The following is a 14,393-nucleotide window of genomic DNA, read 5'->3' as shown; positions in this document are numbered from 1 at the left end:
GGGTATGATCAGGGCTTGGCGGCCACGCCGGGGGTGACGGGCGCCAATTCTTGCGCCTGGGTCTGAGGCGGAGGCGCATCGACCTGTTGCAGGCCGTCATCCGGCGTTTCGCGGATTGATAGAATGGCCTCCTGCGTGCGCATCAGGGGGCGGCGGCGTCGGCGGCCTGGACATCGGTGGGCGAAGCGACTCGCAGACGTCGCTGAGGGCCGCTGTCGCTGCCGACCACGACTTCATAGAAACGCATGGCGGCCTCCCAGGGTAGGGACGTGCGGTGGGCGGCGAGGGCAATCGGTCATGTCTTTTCCTCCCTGTGACAGGAAGTTAAGCGGCGGGGCGAGGCGGTGTTCCAAACGCTCAAGCCTGAACACGCCGTTACATGACACGCTCCAGCGGCGCCTCGGCTCCCGTCATTCGTGGATCGGGAACCTTGGTTTCGGTGCGGAGAAAACCGGTCGCCGCCGCGGCTAGATAGACGATGAACAACAGGACCAGGAGGACGCCGACAAGGATCAGCAGCCGTCTGGGGCGTCGCAGGATCGGGGGCTTTTCCTTGTTCGCGAGGGGCAAGAGCGAACTCCTTTCGTACTCGAAGCAGAAGGAAAGGGAGCGGGGCCTGTTCCATACGGCTCCGGTCGGCTCTTTATTTCTGGCGCGGGGGCTCGTGGGCTGGCTCAGGAGGCTTTGAGGCGTCGTTGCGCTGGGCCAGAACAGCCTTCGCCAGCTCTTCCGCCGCCAGCCGCACCTCATCCTGAACGGCCCGGTCGCGGTCGAGGGCGTCGTGGCTGGTGGCGTAGGGCTCCCAATAGCCGATGTAGCGGTCGATCTCCGCGTCGGCGCCGGCGGGCGACAGCTTCATCGAGACCAGCCAGTCGGACAGGGAGCGGCGCACGTTTTCCGCGCCTTCTACATCGCCATGGACGACCAGGGCGAAACGCCGGCCCGCCAGGTGACGGGGATAGGGCCAGTCGGCCAGTTCAAGCGCCTTGGCCAGGGCGACGGTCTTGCCATGCGTCGTCGTGGGATCTGGATTGCCGCCGTCGGCGCAGACCAGCCGGTCCATCATCAGCTTGAAAGGGCTGGAGGCGTGATACCAGTTGACCGGGGTGACGATCAGGACGCCATGCGCGCGGACCCACATCGGATAGATGTCGTTCATCCAGTCGTGGACCTGGCCCAGGCTGTAGTTGGGATAGCAGCTGCACGGCCAATGGCAGAGGGCCGCTGCGGTGGAGAAGCAGGCCTTGCAGGGATGAATTTCCCGGCCGTATTCCGACGCCAACCGCGACAGGTCGAGGATTTCTGCCGCCATGCCCGCGCGCCTCTCCACCACCTCGCGGGCGATCTGGACGAGGCGCCAACTCTTGGACATTTCACCGGGACAGGTGTGCTCGGAACGGCTGGAGGCGTTGATGATCAGGATGCGCGCGGGCCCGGCGGCGTCGTCATGTTGCGCCTCGGCGGCGCGGAGGGCCGCGTGCGCGTCCAGCCAGTCCAGCGCCAGCTCATAGTCCGGCTCGGCGAAGCTCGGACCGGCGGGGCGCGTCAGCGGCGATTTTCGACCCCCGATGTAGCCGTCCCAGGCTGCGGCGGCCAAGCGGTCGATCTCGTCGCGCAGAGGATCGAAGGCGGGGTCCGCGAACCGGCTGCGGAAGCGGGTTTCAAAGGTTGTGCGGTCCAGTTCTGGGCTGGGCATGCCCTTGCGCGGCTCAGGAACGGCTAGAGCTTGGGGAGCGGGATCTGGCATGCGGCTTCTTTCCGGCTCGGGTGCGTCGGAAACGTCGCGGCTGAACACGACGTTCCGCCGCAGGAGGGGAACGCGCGGACAGGGGGCGACTTAGGAAGGCATGCCCTTCACACGTCTACAGGAGCCGTCATGTCCGACCGCCTGACAATGCAGGATCCTCGCCATCAGTATCCGCGTCCGCCGTTTCCACGGCAGCCGCAGCCGGCGCCGGGTCTGGTCGCGAAGATGGAGCCCAAGCCCGATCATGGCGAGGAAAGTTATCGAGGCCATGGGCGGTTGAAGGGGCGCCGCGCCCTGATAACCGGGGCCGATTCCGGCATCGGTCGCGCGATCGCTGTCGCCTACGCCCGCGAAGGCGCCGATGTCGCGATTTCCTATCTTCCCTCAGAGGAGGCCGACGCGCGCGAGGTGATCGCCCTGGTCGAGGCCGAAGGCGTCAAGGCGCTGGCCTTGCCCGGCGACGTGCGTGACGAGGCGTGGAATGCGACCATGGTGGCGCGCACGCTCGAGGCCTTCGGCGGTCTGGACATCCTGGTCGTCAACGCGGGCCGACAGCAGTTTCGCGAGGACGTGGGCGAAGTCTGGACCGAGGATTTCGACGCTACGCTGAAGACCAACCTCTACGCCCTGCACTGGCTGTGTCAGGCGGCGGCGCCCCATCTGCCGCCGGGCGCGGCGGTCATCACCACCGCCTCGATCCAGGGCTATGAGCCGTCGGACATCCTGTTGGACTACGCCACCACCAAGGGCGGGATCGTCACCTACACCAAGGCCCTGGCGAAGCAGCTGATCGAGAAGGGCGTGCGGGTGAACGTCGTGGCGCCGGGCCCCTTCTGGACGGTTCTGCAGCCCAGCGGCGGCCAGCCGCAGGAGAAGGTCGAGAAATTCGGAGCTCACAGCGCCTTCGGACGTCCGGGTCAGCCGGTCGAGATCGCGCCGGTCTACGTGTTGCTGGCCTCGCAGGAGGCGAGCTTCGTCACGGGCGAGGTCTGGGGCGTCACCGGCGGCGCCGGGATCGCCTGAGCTTTCAGACCTCGAACACGCGATAGGGCGTATCGCCCATCGTCCGCAGCACGGGCAGGGCGACATTGTAGACCGGGACGCCGCGCGCCGTGCGGCCTTCCGGCGCGCCGCGATGCGCATGGCCGTGCAGCACCAGCTTGACGTTCTCATAGCGATCGACGACCTCGGCCAGGCGCGACGAGCCGAGGAAGGCGTGGATCTCCGGCGGCTCGCCGATCACCGTATCCACCACCGGGGCGTAGTGGAGCAGAACCACGCTCCTCTCGGTCCGCAGCGTTCGGATCGAATTTTCGATGAGATTGGCGTCCTCAACCGCCTCGTTGACGAAGGTCTTGATAGAGGCCTCGCCGAAGGAGCTGAGCATGTAGCGGCCGAAGCCGCCGACGAAGCCCTTGCCTCCGGCGAAGCCGACGCCGTCGATCTCATAGGCCTCGCCGGTCAGCATCTTGACCCCGGCCTCGCTCAGCATGCGGATGACTTCCTGCGGTTGGCCGCACTCATGCTCGTGATTGCCGAGCACGCCGACCATGGGGATGCGGCAGGCGCGCAGATCCTCCAGCAGGTTCTCCACCTCGACCGTCTTCCCGAAATTGACCAGGTCGCCGCACAGGCACAGCACGTCCGCGTCTTCATGCACCCGGTCGAACAGGTCGCGATAGGCGCGATGCGAGGTCTCGCCGACATGCAGGTCGCCGACGGCGGCGACGCGCAGCTTCTTCTTCGGTCCGGCTTCCATGCCCGGTTGAGGCGTCTGGCCTTCAGCGGCGGAGGCGGCGGTTTCAGGCGACGGGGTCATGGCGTTCCTCCAGGCCCTTGCCCACCACGTCGCCGAAACCCCATTCGGAGATGTCGGCGATGTAGTCGCGCGGGCTGAACAGGCGGCCCCGGCAGACCTTCACGCGCGGCGCCGGCAGATCGACCTGGGCCTGTAGGCGGCCGATCAACTCCGTCATCAGCCACGCCGGCACCAGGCCGCGCTCGGTCGGATAGGCGAAGCGGAAGTTGAGCAGATGCGCCATCAGCACCTCCCAATAGAGATCCATCTGATCCAGCAGCGACTTCCAGTCGATGGCCTCGGCCTGCTTCAGGATGACGTGGTTCACATCGGCGCCGTCGTAGCGATAGCGGTCCTGGATGAAGGCCTTGGACAGGATCAGGGCGGTCGGCGGCGTGATCGTCACCTCATGCCCGTACACGGTGATGCGATCCGGCCCGAACCAGCTGTCGGACACGGCGATGGTGCCGTTCGACATGGCGAAGATGACGTCGAAGAAGTGCCTGTCGTCCTGCCAGACCTTGGCGATCCAGCGCTCGTCCTCGACGTCGGTGCGATAGCCGCGCGCCTGGAAGAAGGCCAGAATCCGGGGATAGTCGCCGGGCTTGCAGAAGACGTCCAGATCCTTGGTGGGGCGCCGGATGCCTGTATAGGCCGTGACGGCGTAGGTGCCCGATAGCAGGAAGGGCACGCCGGACTCCTTGAGCAGGCGCAGGGCCTCCTCATAGAAGGCGCGGGCCTCGGGCGGTGGTTCAAAGGAGGGATAGGCGACCGTGTCGGACATGGGATCAAGTTCCTGAACAGGGCAGAGAAACGGCGTGCGGAGAAACGCGGTTCCGTTTCTGTGCGCGACCGAATGCCGGTGAACCGTCGCGGCGTGGAGGCGTTGGCCTAGGATGGTCGACGTCGCCTGGACACCCTATTGCGGGCCTGCGCCCGATCCCGCCGAGGCGCTCGGGCGGTGGAACGGCGATCTAATCCTGTTGTCTGTGATGGCGGTGGCGACGACGGCCGGATTGATCCTGCTGCGTGAACAGCAGAGGGGACGCTTCAGCGCGGCGATGGCGGTGCTGGCGGTCGGCTTCATCTCGCCGCTGTGCGCCTTGAGCTCCGCCCTGTTCATGGCGCGGACCCTGCATCACCTGCTGTTGGTTTTGGCGGCGGCGCCCCTGCTGGCCTTGTGCCTGCCTCGGCTGAAATCGCCGCGTCTGGCGGCGGCGACGGCGGTGCAGGCGGTGGTCTTTTGGGCCTGGCATGCGCCGGAGCCCTACGCTCAGGCTCTGTCGCATGACGGAATCTATTGGCTGATGCAGATCAGCATCCTGGGAAGCGCCGTCTGGTTCTGGGCGGCGGTTCGCAGCGCAAGGGGGCATGCGGCCGTCGCGGCCCTGCTGGCGGCCATGCTGTTGATGGGGCTTCTGGGCGCTTTGATCGTGTTCGCGGGCCAGCCGCTCTATGCGCCGCATTTCGCCAGCACCATGGCCTGGAACATGACGCCGCTGGAGGACCAGCAGGCGGCCGGGCTCATCATGTGGGCGCCGGCGGCGGCGGCCTACCTCCTGGCCGCTCTATGGCGGATTCACGGTCTGCTGAAGCCGGCGGGCGAGGCGGCGGCATGATCGACCGGCTGATCGCCCAGGCGCTGGAGTGGGCCGCCGGTCATCATGACGAGGGGCGCTATTCCCCCGTGGCCATCTGGTTTCACTGGATCATGGCAGGTCTGGTCGTGTTCCAGTTGGGGTGGGGCTGGTGGATGGGTCGGCTGCCGGTCGGCGGCGAGAAGGTCGCGGCCTATGAGGTCCATTTCGCCGTCGGCGTGCTGATGTTGTTGCTGGTGATCGGCCGTCTGACCTGGCGGCTGGTCGCGCCGGATCTGATCAATGACGCGGACAAGCCGGGATGGGAAAGCACGGCCGCCCACGTCACCCACTATGTCTTCTATCTCTGCCTGTTCGGCCTGCCGTTGTCGGGTTGGGCGATGATATCGGCCACAGCGCGAGACGCCCAACTGGCGGCGGCGGGCTTCATTCCCTGGCCGATGCTGCCGATGCAGGATCTGTCGAATCGTCAGCTCTGGGCGGTCGAGGCGGCGGCCGAGTGGATGCACTGGGGCCTCGTCATCGCCCTTCTGCTGATGATCCCGATCCATGCGGGGGCCGCGCTGAAGCACCATCTGATTGACCGCGACGACGTCTTCCACGCCATGCTGCCGGTTGTTCCCCAGCTACGGCCCCGACGCACGCGATGGCAGCGGCGATGGCGGGCGTTGGAGAAAAGGGTCGTGACGACTGTTCGGAGGCTGCGGCGCGGCCGCACCCGCTTCCAGGTCTAGAGTCGGTCCAGGATCGCCTGCATCTGGGCGATCTCCCGCTCTTGAGCGACGATGATTTCGTCGCACAGGGCGATGAGCTCAGGGTCGGTCAGCTTGGCCTTTCCGCACATCAGGATCGCCCCGGAATGATGGGGGATCATGCCGCGGATCAGCTCCTGGTCGTTAATGGCCGCCTGGGTGCGCATGGCGTAGAAGCTAGTGGCGAATACGACGGCGGCGATTCCGATGATGATCCAGTTGTTGCGCCTGTTCTGGAACATCGAACGCATCGACAGCAGCATCACCACGGCCATGGGCGCGACCATCATCAGCGTCATATAGACGTTGTTCAGGTTGAAGCGGAAATGATCGAGCGTCGCGATCATGGTGAACATCACCAGATACATGATGACGAAGTCGATCAGCAGTTCGATTGCGAGATTGCGATAGCTGTGGGCGTGCATCAACGGCCTCCACCGGGTTGTTCTAGTCGTGAGACAACCAATCGCTGTGCGCGTGGCCTGTTCCCGAGGAGTTCAGTCGCCGTCGGAACGAGCGGGGCGGCGGATTTCGCGCGACGCGGCCGGGCGCGCCGCAGCGGCGACCGAGGCGGCGCTGGCGACCGACGCTTCGGCGCGGACCGGGGAGGGCGGCTGGGTCGATAGCCAGGCGGCGATGGCGCGGGCTTCGTCGTCCGTCAGCCGTTGTACGGCGGCGGCCATGACGCCACGCGGGTCGTTTCGCCGCTCGCCGGACTTCCAGCGGTAAATCTGTTCCAGCGTATAGGCCGCGGGCTGCCCGGCGACGATCGGCTGCCCTTCGCCCGCACCTTGGCCTTCAACGCCATGACAGGCGGCGCAGGCCGTGATTCCGCGCGCCGTGTCGCCGGTCAACCAGATCTGGGGCGGAGAGGCGGTTGAAGTCTGAACGGCGGGCGGGGGCAGTTCGGCGTACCAGGCCGCGACGGCCCTGCGCGCGTCCTGATTCAGGCCCTTGGCCACGCGGGTCATCACGTCGTCGGGACGCAGGCCGCTGGCGTAATCCTCCATCTGTTTCTGCAGATAGCCCTGGTCCAGACCGGCGAGGCGCGGCGTCGAGACGCCGTCGCCTTCGCCCTTCAGGCCGTGACAGGTGAAGCAGGCGTTGGCCGCGCCGCCCGCGCCCCCGCTCATGGCGATCACCTCGCCGGACGCCTGAAAGGCGCGGTCGGTCGCGCCTGGCGTCGCGTCGCAGGCGGCGAGGGTCAGTCCCAGAAAAGCGAGGAGCAGGGCGCGCACCCCGATCCAACACCGGCTTTGCGGTGCCGGTTCCGCCTCGGAACCCCTGGCCGCCCGGCGGATTGGTTCTGGCGAAGCGGAAAGGGGCCGTATGCCGTCATGTCGCGACGATGGGGAAGATAGGCGCTGTGGTTTCGGCCGCCGGCCTGCTGGGCCTGGCCGCCTGCGCGGACAATGCCAGAGCGCCGCGCGACCTGGCGGGCGCCGACGCGGCCGTGGGGCTGCGCCTGATCCGGACCCAGGGCTGCGGCGCCTGCCACGTCATTCCCGGCGTGGCCTGGCCCGAGGGGCGGACCGGCGGATCGCTGGCGGGCGTGGGGGCGCGGCCGATGATCGCCGGGAGGCTGCCGAACCAGCCCGTGGTCATGGCAGCCTTCGTGCGCGACGCGCCGTCGTTGCTGCCCGACGCCGGCATGCCGCCCATGCCCCTGAGCGAAGCCGAAGCCCGCGACATAGCGGCCTATCTCTATACGCTCGATGACGACTGAGACGCCGGACATGCTGGGCGGCTGGCCGCCGCCGGTTCTGGACCCGGCCGGACCGTTCGCCGGGCCGGTGACGGTGGTTGCCTGGGTGCTGTTTGTCATGGGCGCGGTCGTGCTGGCCGTTGTCCTGATCGCCCTGGGCGTGGCCTTGTTCGGGCCGAGGACGTGGAAACGTCGCGTTGGCGGCGAGCGCCTGGTCTGGATCGGCGGCCTGGCCTTTCCGGTGGTCGTGCTGACGGGCCTGCTGATCTACGGCCTCAACGTCACCGCGCGCGTGTCGGATGCGCCGCGTGACGGCGAGATGCGCGTGCGCGTCACCGGCGAGATGTGGTGGTGGCGCGTGGCCTATCTGGACGACCAGGGCCGCGAAACGGTCCAGGACGCCAATGAGGTTCACATCCCCGTCGGCCGTCCGGTGGTGGTCGAACTGGAGAGCGCCGACGTCATCCATAGCTTGTGGGTGCCGCGCCTGGGCGGCAAGACGGACATGATCCCAGGCCGCCGCAACTTCATGCGCCTGCAGGCTGACAAGCCGGGCGTTTATGCGGGACAGTGCGCCGAATACTGCGGCGGCCCTCACGCCCTGATGGGCTTCGTCGTCGTCGCCCATGCGGAGGCCGACTTCGAAGCCTGGCGGGCCAGGCAAGCCGCGCCCGCCGCGCCGTCCGCCCTGCCCGGCGCGGGGGTGTTCAGCGTCTCGGGCTGCGGCGCCTGCCATACCCTACGCGGAACCGAGGCCAACGGCCTGGCCGGGCCGGACCTGACCCATGTCGGTTCGCGCCAGACGCTGGGCGCGGGCATCCTGCCCAACAATCAGGGGACGATGGCGGGATGGATCGCCGACAGCCAGGGGATCAAGCCGGGCAATCGGATGCCGTCCTATCCGGTGCTGACCGGGCGCGAGCTGCGGGATCTGGCCGCCTATCTGGACAGTCTGAAATGACGTCGGAAACCGGCTTCGACGTCCGCAAATACGATCGCTTTCCCACCGAGGAGCCGCGTCCGGACGGCGAGCTGGAGCAGCTGGAAGCCGCCTGGTGCGGTCCGCGCCGTCCCGGCGAGTGGATCACGGCGATCAACAACAACATCATCGGCGTCTATTACGTCGGCGCGGCCATGCTGTTCTTCGTGCTTGCGGGGGTGCTGGCGCTGCTGATGCGCACCCAGCTGGCCCTACCGATGACGGGCTTCCTGCCGCAGGAAACCTACAACCAGATCTTCACCATGCACGGTACGGTGATGATGTTCCTGTTCGCCGTGCCAGCGGTCGAGGCGCTGGGCGTGCTGCTGCTGCCGCAGATGCTGGGGGCGCGCGACCTGCCGTTTCCGCGCCTCGGGGCCTACGCCTTCTGGGCCTATCTGATCGGCGGCCTGGCCTTCTTCTGCTCTCTGTTCTTCGGCCTGGCACCGGACGGGGGATGGTTCATGTACCCACCGCTGACGGGCATGACCTATTCGCCGGGGATCAACGCCGACTTCTGGCTGCTGGGTATCGGCTTTATCGAGATCTCGGCCATCGCCGGAGCGATCGAGATCATCGTCGGGGTGCTGAAGACGCGCGCGCCCGGCATGACGCTGGACAAGCTGCCGGTTTTCGCCTGGGCGATGCTGATCTTCGCCTGCATGATCATCATCGCCTTTCCATCGGTGATCCTGGCGACCTTGCTGCTGGAGCTGGAACGGGCGCTGGGCTGGCCCTTCTTCGATCCGCTGAAGGGCGGCGATCCCATGCTGTGGCAGCACCTGTTCTGGTTCTTCGGCCACCCGGAGGTCTACATCATCTTCCTGCCGGCGGCGGGCGCCATGTCGACCATCATACCCGCCATGGCGCGGACCAAGCTGGTCGGGCATCCCCTGGTGGTCATGGCCATGCTGGCGACCGGCTTCATCAGCTTTGGCGTGTGGGCGCACCACATGTTCACCACCGGCATGCCGCAGATCAGCATCAACTACTTCAGCGCCGCCTCCATGGCGGTCAGTGTCCCTGCGGGCGTGCAGGTCTTCGCCTGGATCGCCACCATAGCGGCCGGAAAGATGCGCTTCACCACGCCCGGCCTGTTCGCCGTGGGCGGCCTGGTCATCTTCGTCATGGGCGGGCTGACCGGGGTGATGGTCGCCATGGTGCCCTTCGACTGGCAGGCCCACGACAGCTATTTCATCGTCGCCCACCTGCACTATGTCCTGATCGGCGGCATGGTCTTTCCGATGTTCGCGGCCATCTACTATTGGCTGCCGATGTCCAGCGTCCGGCCGCTGAGCGAACGCATGGGCAGATGGATCTTCTGGCTGATGTTCGCTGGGCACAACATCGCTTTCATGCCGATGCATCTGACGGGGCTGATGGGGATGCCGCGTCGGGTCTACACCTATCTGCCGGGGCGGGGCTGGGATCTACCCAACTTCATCTCCACCGTCGGGGCCTTCCTGTTCGGCCTGGCGGTCCTGCTGTGGGTCGTCGACATGATCCGCAACTTCCGCCCCTTCGGCCCGCGCGAGGCGGGCAACATCCACGACGGCCCAGGACTAGAGTGGCTGCCCAGCGGCTATTATTCTCTGCGCTCCGTCCCCGTGGTGAAGAGCCTCTATCCGCTGTGGGAACAGAAGAGCTTGGCGAAGGAGGTGGAGGAGGGGCGCTGGTTCCTGCCCGGCGCGGCGGGAGGCGAGCGCCAGACCCTGGTCACCGGCCCTCTGAACGCTGAGCCGCAGTATGTCTTGCGCCTCCCGCGTCCGTCACCCTGGCACGTGTTCGGCGCCCTCTTCACGGCAGGCTTCTTCCTGATCCTGACCATCCAGGCCTATGTCGCCGCCGTGGTCAGCGGCGTGCTGGCGATCTACTGCATCATGCGCTGGTGCTGGTTCCTGGATGCGCCGCACAGTCGCAGGACGACCGACATCGGAGCGGGTGTCCGCGTACCCAACTATGTTTCGGGTCCGTCCAGCCACGGCTGGTGGGCCATTGTGATCGTGCTGATTGTCGGCGGCATGGTCTGCCTGCTGGCGGGCTTCTCCTATGTCTTTCTGTGGAGCCGGCGGCCGGATCTGTGGCAGGCGCCGCCGGAGACGGCGTCGATGATGCTGCACCTCGGCGTTCTGGCCCTGGGGGGGCTTTGCGCCGCAGCGGCGCCGCACGTTTTGCGACGGACCGGGAAGGGAGCGGAGACGCTCGCTACGGTTCTTCTGGTCATCAGCGCCATCGCCGCCGCGACGGCGATAGGGCTTGAGCTCCAGGCCTGGTGGACCGCTGGGCTCAAGCCTGACGCTACCAGCCAGGGCGCCGCGGTCTTCGCCCTGCTCGGGTGGTCGGCGACGTTTGCCGGGATCGGGATGTTAATGGGACTCTACATCTTGCTGCGACGGGCGTTCAGGCGGCTGTCGGCCGAGCGGCCGTCGACGGTAGACCTGATCGGCCTCTTCATGACCTATACGGCGGCGCAGGCGGTGATCGTGGTGCTGCTGATCCGACTGTTTCCGAGCTCCGGCGCATGAGGCGCTGGCTGGCGATGACGGCGGGGCTGCTGATCTGGGCCGCGCATTTTCTGGGGCTTTACCTGTTGGCCAGCGCCGCAGACGTGTCGTCCTCGACCGAGGCGGCCGCTGGTCGCTGGATCGGATTGGGTTTCAGCCTTCTGTGTCTGACGCTGATCGCCGTCGCGTCCTTCGCCATGGCGCGGCGTCCGGCGCCGGATGAGCCGGCTCTTTGGGAGCGGCGTGTCGCCCTGACCGGCGCTCTGGTCGCCGCCGTCGGCGTGACCTGGCAGACCGCACCGCTGGCGTTCTGAGAAATCGCTCCAGCCAAGCTGGATCATCCCACGGCCGGAACATATCATGAACAAATGGCGCAGATTGATTTGAGACGAAAGCTGGCGGTGCTGGCGGATGCGGCGAAGTATGACGCTTCATGCGCCTCATCGGGTTCGGCCAAACGAGATTCCTTGGGAGGTCGCGGGATCGGCTCGACCGAGGGCATGGGCATCTGTCACGCCTATACGCCGGACGGCCGGTGCGTCAGCCTGCTGAAAATCCTGCTGACCAACTTCTGCATCTACGACTGCGCCTATTGCATCAACCGGGTGTCATCGAACGTCGAGCGGGCGCGTTTCACGGTGCAGGAGGTCGTGGACCTGACCCTGGCCTTCTACAAGCGCAACTATGTCGAGGGCTTGTTCCTGTCGTCGGGGGTGATCCGCAACGGCGACTACACCATGGAGCAATTGGTCGAGGTCGCGCGGCGATTGCGCGAAGACCACCACTTTCGCGGTTACATCCATCTGAAGCTGATCCCGGAGGCGGACGCGCGGCTGGTCGAGCTGGCGGGCCTCTATGCCGATCGCTTGTCCGCCAACATCGAACTGCCACGCGACGAGGCCCTGGGCCGACTGGCGCCCGAAAAGGACGCGCGGACAATCCGCAAGGCCATGGGGCAGGTGCGGCTGAAGCTGGAAGCAGCCCGGCCCGAAAAGAACGACCGAAAACGCCCGCCCGCCTTCGCCCCAGCGGGACAGTCAACCCAATTGATCGTCGGCGCCGACGGGGCGCCGGACACGGAGATCATGGCGCGCAGCGCCGCCCTGTATGGCGGTTACGGCCTGCGTCGGGTCTATTATTCCGCCTTCAGCCCCATTCCCGACGGCTCCAGCCTGTTGCCGCCCACCAAGCCGCCGCTGATGCGCGAACACCGACTTTATCAGGCCGATTGGCTGATGCGATTCTACGGCTTCACCGCGCCCGAGATCGGGGAGGGGGCGGACGATGGAATGCTGGATCTGGCCGTCGATCCCAAACTGGCCTGGGCGCTGCGGCGGCGCGAGGGCTTTCCCGTCGACGTGAACCGTGCAGCGCGTGAGACGCTGCTGCGGGTGCCGGGCCTAGGCGTGAAGGCGGTTGACCGCATCCTATCTGTGCGACGCCATCGGACCTTGCGGTTGGAGGACGTGGGGCGGCTGACGCGCTCTATCGAGGCGGTACGGCCGTGGATCACGGCGCTGGATTGGACGCCCGGCGGCCTGACCGATGCGGCGGACCTGCGTGCGCGCCTGGCCCCCCGGCGCAAGGCCGAACAGTTGAGTCTGTTCTGATGCGGAGTTTTGTCCTGGCCGATCCGCTTGATTTCGACGGCTGGCGCGAGGCGGCGCGGCGTTTGCGGTTGGCGGGCGTTGAGCCGGCACAGGTGCGGTTCGTCGTGGCCCATTCGCGCGGCGACCTGTTCGACGAGGCGGCGGCTCTTCCCGAAGTCGAGGGCGCATTCAACGCCCCGCGCGCCTTCATGGAGACGGCGGCGCAGTTGATACAGCATCGATCCGAGGATCGTTTTGGTCTGATGTATCGCCTGCTGTGGCGCTTGAAGGATCAGCCTGACCTGCTGAACGTCCTGTCTGATCGGGACGTGGCCGAGGCGGCTGATCGGGTGAAGGCGGTGCGCCGCGCCGCCCACAAGATGAAGGCCTTCGTCCGCTTCCGACAGGCCGAGGATGAGGCAGGCGAACACTGGATCGCCTGGTTCGAGCCGGCGCATCGCGTGTTGCAGGCGACGGCTCCTTTCTTTGTCCGTCGATTCAGCGCCATGCGATGGACGATCCTGACGCCGGACGGCTCAGCTCATTGGAACGGCCAGGCGTTGGCCTACCGCCCCGCCGCCGAGCTGGCGCAGGCCCCGACCGAGGACGCCATGGAGGATCTCTGGCGCACCTACTACGCCTCGACCTTCAATCCGGCGCGGCTGCGGCCTCAGGCGATGCAGTCGGAAATGCCTAAGCGCTATTGGAAGAACCTGCCTGAGGCGGCGCTGATCCCGGAACTGATGGCCGCCGCGTCGGTTCGCACCGAAGCCATGGTGACCCGCCCCACGTCTCGACCCAACGACAGGTTCCGGCGCGTCCGCGCGCCGGTGGTCGATCGCGCGGCGACCGACGATCTGGCTCCCGAAAGCCTGGATGAATTGGCGCGCGGCGTTCAGGGGTGCCGCCGCTGTCCGCTATGGCGTGACGCCACCCAGGGCGTTTGCGGCGAGGGGCCGAAGCGCGCCGCTTTGATGGTGGTGGGCGAGCAGCCGGGGGATCAGGAGGATCTGGTCGGGCGACCGTTCGTTGGACCAGCGGGCCGTCTTCTGGGCGCGGCGTTTGAAGAGGTGGGACTGAACCGACGCGATCTTTACCTCACCAATGCGGTGAAGCACTTCAAGCACGAGCCGCGCGGCAAGCGCCGCTTGCACAAGACGCCCAATGCGGGCGAGGTCCAGGCCTGCCGCTGGTGGCTGGATCACGAGCGGCGCCTGGTGAAGCCCCGGTTGATCCTGGCGCTGGGCGCGACGGCGGGTCTGGCGGTGCTTGGCCGGAAGCCTGCCGTGCAGGCCGAGCGCGGTCGGGTCATGACGACGGCAGACGGCGCGCGTGTGCTTCTTACGGTGCATCCCGCATATCTGCTGCGCCTGCCTGATCCGGCTAGGAGGGATAGCGAACGCGCCAGATTCCTGGCGGACCTCGCGGCCGCATCGGCCCAGTTTTAGAGTCTGTCGGCGAAGCTCAGGCGAGGAAGTTAAGTGTGAGGTATCGCCCAAATCCAGCTCCCGCACCCAAGCTTACAAAGCCCCGATGGCCTACGCCGCGGGGCTTTCTGCTGTCTGGACCTAGCCCGCCGCCAGCAGCGCGGCCAGGCTGCCGTGCACTTCCAACCGGAACTTGCCCAAGCCCATCCATCGGGATGAAATCCACGCGGTCGATCAGTTTGCGTAGTTTACGTGCGCGCCTCCTCGCCGTTCTCGATCCTCGATCGCCTGGTG

The 14,393-nt window shown here is 66.7% G+C and carries 16 protein-coding genes; 9 read left to right on the top strand and 7 right to left on the bottom strand.

What is annotated here, in order from left to right; all coding sequences use genetic code 11:
• Positions 1 to 8 precede the first annotated feature (8 nt).
• From FM111_RS16570 to FM111_RS12630, 3 genes are all read right to left on the bottom strand, one after another.
• Positions 9 to 143: a hypothetical protein gene (locus tag FM111_RS16570; protein WP_256968266.1), complete on the bottom strand. Its 135-nt coding sequence runs from the start codon at positions 141 to 143 to the stop codon at positions 9 to 11.
• A gap of 232 nt (positions 144 to 375) precedes the next feature.
• A complete protein-coding gene (locus tag FM111_RS12635) occupies positions 376 to 570 on the bottom strand; it encodes a hypothetical protein (RefSeq protein WP_087141294.1) in 195 nt (64 codons plus the stop codon).
• Positions 571 to 643: 73 nt separating this feature from the next.
• Positions 644 to 1,747: a flavodoxin family protein gene (locus FM111_RS12630; RefSeq protein ID WP_179205101.1), complete on the bottom strand. Its 1,104-nt coding sequence runs from the start codon at positions 1,745 to 1,747 to the stop codon at positions 644 to 646.
• A gap of 129 nt (positions 1,748 to 1,876) precedes the next feature.
• Between FM111_RS12630 and FM111_RS12625 the strand changes: the two genes are divergently transcribed.
• Positions 1,877 to 2,770 (top strand): SDR family oxidoreductase, encoded by an 894-nt coding sequence (locus FM111_RS12625; RefSeq protein WP_087141292.1) that lies wholly within the window; start codon positions 1,877 to 1,879, stop codon positions 2,768 to 2,770.
• A 4-nt stretch (positions 2,771 to 2,774) separates the two neighbouring features.
• On the opposite strand, the gene FM111_RS12620 is transcribed toward FM111_RS12625, so the two are convergent.
• Both FM111_RS12620 and FM111_RS12615 read right to left on the bottom strand, forming a co-directional pair.
• On the bottom strand, positions 2,775 to 3,566 hold the full coding sequence (locus FM111_RS12620) for a metallophosphoesterase family protein (protein ID WP_218779219.1): 792 nt from the start codon (positions 3,564 to 3,566) through the stop codon (positions 2,775 to 2,777).
• The gene (locus FM111_RS12615; protein WP_087141291.1) at positions 3,550 to 4,329 is read right to left on the bottom strand and encodes a nucleotidyltransferase family protein; all 780 of its coding nucleotides are present in this window, start codon (positions 4,327 to 4,329) and stop codon (positions 3,550 to 3,552) included. The genes FM111_RS12620 and FM111_RS12615 overlap by 17 nt, the downstream gene beginning before the upstream one ends.
• Before the next feature lie 112 nt (positions 4,330 to 4,441).
• Here FM111_RS12615 and FM111_RS12610 point away from each other — a divergent pair, with 112 nt between their 5' ends.
• Positions 4,442 to 5,164 (top strand): cytochrome c oxidase assembly protein, encoded by a 723-nt coding sequence (locus FM111_RS12610; RefSeq protein ID WP_087141290.1) that lies wholly within the window; start codon positions 4,442 to 4,444, stop codon positions 5,162 to 5,164.
• Complete coding sequence (locus tag FM111_RS12605; protein WP_087141289.1) at positions 5,161 to 5,877, top strand: cytochrome b; 717 nt, start codon at positions 5,161 to 5,163, stop codon at positions 5,875 to 5,877. Before FM111_RS12610 ends, FM111_RS12605 begins: the two co-directional genes overlap by 4 nt.
• On the opposite strand, the gene FM111_RS12600 is transcribed toward FM111_RS12605, so the two are convergent.
• Both FM111_RS12600 and FM111_RS12595 read right to left on the bottom strand, forming a co-directional pair.
• Positions 5,874 to 6,320 (bottom strand): DUF305 domain-containing protein, encoded by a 447-nt coding sequence (locus tag FM111_RS12600; RefSeq protein WP_087141288.1) that lies wholly within the window; start codon positions 6,318 to 6,320, stop codon positions 5,874 to 5,876. The two genes, FM111_RS12605 and FM111_RS12600, sit on opposite strands and share 4 nt — an antisense overlap.
• Before the next feature lie 72 nt (positions 6,321 to 6,392).
• Positions 6,393 to 7,133: a c-type cytochrome gene (locus tag FM111_RS12595; protein ID WP_087141287.1), complete on the bottom strand. Its 741-nt coding sequence runs from the start codon at positions 7,131 to 7,133 to the stop codon at positions 6,393 to 6,395.
• Positions 7,134 to 7,261: 128 nt separating this feature from the next.
• Between FM111_RS12595 and FM111_RS12590 the strand changes: the two genes are divergently transcribed.
• From FM111_RS12590 to FM111_RS12565, 6 genes are read left to right on the top strand one after another with little or no spacing between them, the layout of a single operon-like run.
• Positions 7,262 to 7,621, top strand: coding sequence for a c-type cytochrome (locus FM111_RS12590; RefSeq protein WP_256968264.1), 360 nt, complete (start codon positions 7,262 to 7,264; stop codon positions 7,619 to 7,621).
• Positions 7,611 to 8,561: a cytochrome c oxidase subunit II gene (coxB, locus tag FM111_RS12585; RefSeq protein WP_087141285.1), complete on the top strand. Its 951-nt coding sequence runs from the start codon at positions 7,611 to 7,613 to the stop codon at positions 8,559 to 8,561. The genes FM111_RS12590 and coxB overlap by 11 nt, the downstream gene beginning before the upstream one ends.
• The gene (locus FM111_RS12580; RefSeq protein ID WP_087141284.1) at positions 8,558 to 11,104 is read left to right on the top strand and encodes a cbb3-type cytochrome c oxidase subunit I; all 2,547 of its coding nucleotides are present in this window, start codon (positions 8,558 to 8,560) and stop codon (positions 11,102 to 11,104) included. Before coxB ends, FM111_RS12580 begins: the two co-directional genes overlap by 4 nt.
• A complete protein-coding gene (locus tag FM111_RS12575) occupies positions 11,101 to 11,397 on the top strand; it encodes a hypothetical protein (protein ID WP_087141283.1) in 297 nt (98 codons plus the stop codon). Before FM111_RS12580 ends, FM111_RS12575 begins: the two co-directional genes overlap by 4 nt.
• 54 nt (positions 11,398 to 11,451) lie before the next feature.
• On the top strand, positions 11,452 to 12,693 hold the full coding sequence (locus FM111_RS12570; RefSeq protein WP_087141282.1) for a putative DNA modification/repair radical SAM protein: 1,242 nt from the start codon (positions 11,452 to 11,454) through the stop codon (positions 12,691 to 12,693).
• Positions 12,693 to 14,120, top strand: coding sequence for a UdgX family uracil-DNA binding protein (locus tag FM111_RS12565; protein WP_087141281.1), 1,428 nt, complete (start codon positions 12,693 to 12,695; stop codon positions 14,118 to 14,120). The genes FM111_RS12570 and FM111_RS12565 overlap by 1 nt, the downstream gene beginning before the upstream one ends.
• Positions 14,121 to 14,393 lie beyond the last annotated feature (273 nt).

The sequence above is a fragment of the Brevundimonas diminuta 3F5N genome (assembly GCF_900163625.1).
Classification (GTDB): domain Bacteria; phylum Pseudomonadota; class Alphaproteobacteria; order Caulobacterales; family Caulobacteraceae; genus Brevundimonas; species Brevundimonas diminuta_A.
The sequence above is the reverse complement of the archived record's forward strand: the minus strand, read 5'-3'. Positions and strand labels throughout refer to the sequence as shown.

Coding starts and splice junctions, on each gene's coding strand:
- FM111_RS12570 (WP_087141282.1), top strand. CDS start 11,452: ATGGCGCAGATTGATTTGAGACGAAAGCTGGCGGTGCTGGCGGATGCG.
- FM111_RS12575 (WP_087141283.1), top strand. CDS start 11,101: ATGAGGCGCTGGCTGGCGATGACGGCGGGGCTGCTGATCTGGGCCGCG.
- FM111_RS12610 (WP_087141290.1), top strand. CDS start 4,442: ATGGTCGACGTCGCCTGGACACCCTATTGCGGGCCTGCGCCCGATCCC.
- FM111_RS12600 (WP_087141288.1), bottom strand. CDS start 6,320: ATGCACGCCCACAGCTATCGCAATCTCGCAATCGAACTGCTGATCGAC.
- FM111_RS12605 (WP_087141289.1), top strand. CDS start 5,161: ATGATCGACCGGCTGATCGCCCAGGCGCTGGAGTGGGCCGCCGGTCAT.
- FM111_RS12580 (WP_087141284.1), top strand. CDS start 8,558: ATGACGTCGGAAACCGGCTTCGACGTCCGCAAATACGATCGCTTTCCC.
- FM111_RS12630 (WP_179205101.1), bottom strand. CDS start 1,747: ATGCCAGATCCCGCTCCCCAAGCTCTAGCCGTTCCTGAGCCGCGCAAG.
- coxB (WP_087141285.1), top strand. CDS start 7,611: ATGACGACTGAGACGCCGGACATGCTGGGCGGCTGGCCGCCGCCGGTT.
- FM111_RS12625 (WP_087141292.1), top strand. CDS start 1,877: ATGTCCGACCGCCTGACAATGCAGGATCCTCGCCATCAGTATCCGCGT.
- FM111_RS12565 (WP_087141281.1), top strand. CDS start 12,693: ATGCGGAGTTTTGTCCTGGCCGATCCGCTTGATTTCGACGGCTGGCGC.
- FM111_RS12615 (WP_087141291.1), bottom strand. CDS start 4,329: ATGTCCGACACGGTCGCCTATCCCTCCTTTGAACCACCGCCCGAGGCC.
- FM111_RS12620 (WP_218779219.1), bottom strand. CDS start 3,566: ATGACCCCGTCGCCTGAAACCGCCGCCTCCGCCGCTGAAGGCCAGACG.
- FM111_RS16570 (WP_256968266.1), bottom strand. CDS start 143: ATGCGCACGCAGGAGGCCATTCTATCAATCCGCGAAACGCCGGATGAC.